Origin of the sequence: Sulfitobacter sp. HI0129, from assembly GCF_001635395.1 — a bacterium.
In the GTDB taxonomy this organism is placed as follows: domain Bacteria; phylum Pseudomonadota; class Alphaproteobacteria; order Rhodobacterales; family Rhodobacteraceae; genus Sulfitobacter.
In genome coordinates, this window is sequence record NZ_LWGH01000298.1 from 1 (window position 1) to 3,238 (window position 3,238).

General features: G+C 62.5%; 6 protein-coding genes. All 6 read right to left on the reverse strand.

The annotated features are described in order from the left end of the window. Positions 1 to 410: ribonuclease III family protein (locus A3764_RS06695; protein ID WP_330220512.1), on the reverse strand; the 410-nt coding region annotated here is incomplete at its 3' end. Further along, entirely contained in the window at positions 407 to 1,246 is an 840-nt protein-coding gene (gene lepB, locus A3764_RS06700) for a signal peptidase I (RefSeq protein WP_067924971.1), read from the reverse strand. The genes lepB and A3764_RS06695, both read right to left, overlap by 4 nt. Before the next feature lie 84 nt (positions 1,247 to 1,330). Continuing rightward, positions 1,331 to 1,759, reverse strand: a complete 429-nt coding sequence (acpS, locus tag A3764_RS06705; protein WP_067924974.1) for a holo-ACP synthase — start codon at positions 1,757 to 1,759, stop codon at positions 1,331 to 1,333. Then, a complete protein-coding gene (locus A3764_RS06710) occupies positions 1,756 to 2,232 on the reverse strand; it encodes a nucleoside deaminase (protein WP_201722156.1) in 477 nt (158 codons plus the stop codon). Before A3764_RS06710 ends, acpS begins: the two co-directional genes overlap by 4 nt. Further along, on the reverse strand, positions 2,229 to 2,981 hold the full coding sequence (locus A3764_RS06715) for a pyridoxine 5'-phosphate synthase (RefSeq protein ID WP_067924986.1): 753 nt from the start codon (positions 2,979 to 2,981) through the stop codon (positions 2,229 to 2,231). Before A3764_RS06715 ends, A3764_RS06710 begins: the two co-directional genes overlap by 4 nt. A gap of 26 nt (positions 2,982 to 3,007) precedes the next feature. Then, positions 3,008 to 3,238, reverse strand: a 231-nt coding sequence (locus A3764_RS06720; protein WP_150122094.1) for a DUF2062 domain-containing protein, incomplete at its 5' end; no start/stop codon positions are given.

Sequence of the window (3,238 nt, forward strand, 5' to 3'; positions counted from 1 at the left end):
CGCGCCGTATCGAAACCCGCGTCGAGGTAAACGGCGGCGATGACCGCCTCGATCGCGTCGCCCAACAGCGCCTGCTTGCGGCGCCCGCCCGAGATCATTTCGGACCGGCCCAGTTTCAGCACCTTGCCGAGGTCGACCTCCCGCGCGACGGCGGCGCAGGCTTCCTTGCGGACAAGCGCGTTGAAACGCGGGGCCAACTGCCCTTCGCTGGCCTTGCGATCCGCCGAAAGAAGCGCCTCTGCCATCACGAGGCCCAAAACCCTGTCCCCGAGAAACTCGAGCCGCTGGTTGTCATCGCGGTTGGCGGAGGACATGGAAGCATGCGTCACCGCACGCACCAGAAGCTCAGGCCGTGCAAAACGGTGCCCGATCCGCGCTTCGAAGTCCTTGAGCTCCGCCCCGAGTTTCATCGTACCGCTTCGAAAAAGCGATCCGCCCGCCAAGTCCAGAAATACAGCATGGACCGCCCGGCGGAGCTGAAGATGACCCGGTCGGCGCGACCGATCAGGTTCTCGAAGGGGACGAAACCCACCCCACCCGCACGCTGGGCCAACCGGCTGTCGGCGGAATTGTCGCGGTTGTCCCCCATGAAGAAGTAATGCCCCTCGGGCACACTGTAGACACCCGTATTGTCCGACTGCTGATTGCTGATGTTGAGGATCGGATACTGCACCCCGTTGGGCAGCGTTTCGAGCTTCCGGCTCTTGCGGCAGATACCGCCTTCGCCCACGGGGCCGTTTTCACAGCGGGGGCGCAAACCCTGGGGCCCCTGCAACGCCATGACCTCTTCGAACACGCCGGCATCTTCCAGCGTGACGGCTTCGCCGTTGATGTGCAGCACACCATTGCGCATCTGGATGGTATCGCCGGGCAGGCCGACAAGCCGCTTGATATAATCCCGTCCGGAAACCGGGTGGCGGAAAACGACGACATCGCCACGCTCGGGTTCCGACCCGAAGAGCCGCGAATTATCGCCGTCGAAGACACCGCAGATATCCTTTGCGTCGATCTCGATACCGAAGCGCGGCAGCATGACGCTGGGACAGGACGCGTATGAATAGCCGTAGGCCATCTTGTTGACGAAGAGGAAGTCGCCGATCAGCAGCGTCTCCTTCATCGACCCGGAAGGGATCCAGAACGGCTGGAAAAACAGGGTACGGAATACACCGGCGATCAGCAGCGCATAGACCACGGTCTTGATGGTCTCGATGAACGCATTGTCTGATTTCTTTTCTTTGGCAGCCATGCGGCGCCTCCTTCGTTCGGGTCTGGCGTTACATGCGGGCGGGCCGGAGCCAAGTCAAGCGACCCTGCCCCGCCACCCGCTGGCTCATGGGGTGGGCGGAGCGGTGACCGCCTGCTGAAGGGGTCGCGCCTCTATCACGACGAAGGCCTGCGCCCATGGATGATCGTCCGTCAGGGTGACGTGAATGATTGCCTCGTGCCCCGGGGGGGTCATGCTGGCGAGGCGGTCCGCCGCCCAGCCGGTCACATGCATCACGGGCTGCCCGCTGCGCAGGTTGCTCACGGCCATGTCCTTCCACGCGATACCCATCCGCAGCCCCGTACCGAGCGCCTTGGAACAAGCCTCTTTCGCGGCCCAACGCTTTGCATAAGTGCCCGCGACGTCATGCCTGCGCTCCGCCTTGCGCTGCTCGATATCCGTGAAGACCCTGTTCCGGAAACGGTCCCCGAACCGGGCCAGCGTACCTTCGATCCGCTCGATATTGGCAAGGTCGGTTCCAATGCCGAGGATCATGCGTCGCCGTCCTCATAAAGGTGCAGCACCTCTTCGGTGCCGATGCCGCCACACCATTCGAAAGGCTCTTTAGCAGCCTCGCGGAAGGCCGAAATGTCAAACTCGGGGAACATGAAATACTTTGACGCGACCTCCCCCTGTTCCGATGCGAAGATGAGCCGACGAATGCCGGAAAACTGCATGGCCGACAGACACATCTCACACGGTTGCAGAGACGACAGAAGCGTGCAGCCCGAAAGGTCCGGCTTCCCGATCCGGGCGGTTGCCGCGGAAATCGCCACAATCTCCGCATGACGGGTGGGGTCATGCGCCAGATGGACCTCGTTCACGCCGTAAGCGATCACGTCGTCGCCGTGCATGATGGCCGCCGCGATCGGAGCTTTGCTGTCCGGTCCCTCGGTCTCGCGCGCCCGGCGCAACACGTCCGCCATTACGGTCTGTTCGGCGGCGGTGGGTGTGACGTCTCCGCTCACTCTTCCCGCGCCTCGAACATGAGGCGGCGCATTTCGCGGATCGCGGGCTCCAGCCCGAGAAAGATCGCTTCCCCGATCAGGAAGTGGCCGATGTTGAGCTCCCGCACTTCCGGGAAGGCCGCGACGGGCGATACCGTGTCATAGGTCAGGCCATGGCCCGCGTGAACTTCGAGACCGAGCGAATCCGCGAACTGGGCCATCTGTTCCAGCTTGCGGAGCTCTGCCTGCGCCCTGTCCCAGTGCCCTTCGGCAAAGGCATCACAATAGGCCCCGGTATGAAGCTCGATCACCTCGGCCCCGATCCGGTTTGCCGCTTCGATCTGGCGCTCGTCCGCCGCAATGAAGATCGACACACGGCTTCCGGCTTCGCGGAGCGGCGCGATGAAATGGGCCAGCCGGTTTTCATCTTGCGCGACCTCCAGCCCGCCTTCGGTGGTGCGTTCCTCGCGCTTTTCGGGCACGATGCAGACCGCATGAGGGCGATGGCGCAAAGCGATCTTCTGCATTTCTTCAGTGGCAGCCATCTCGAAGTTCAGCGGAACGGTCAGGACATCCATCAACCCTTCGATATCGGCGTCGGAGATGTGGCGGCGGTCTTCGCGCAGATGCGCCGTAATGCCATCCGCCCCTGCCTGTTCCGCGATCTTTGCGGCCCGCAGCGGATCAGGGTAGTCCCCGCCGCGCGCGTTGCGGACCGTAGCGACATGATCGATGTTCACCCCGAGCCTCAGCTTGTCCTGTTTTTTCATCTTCGGTCTCCCGCTGGGGCTGCTTTTCATGTCTGATCCGTTCCGCGACGGGCATCCGCCTTCGCGGCCGTCTTGCGTTTGAGTGCTTCGAATTTGGCTTTTATCAGGCCCTTGCGTCGCTTCTGATAGGCCCGAAGCACCGGTACGGACAGATAATATGCCACGGTGGCGCTGATTATTCCCGGCAGGATGCCACCGATCAGGTAGGGATAGAAAACTTCGTCAAAGAAAACCGCCAGATGCGACCAGTCCTGAGG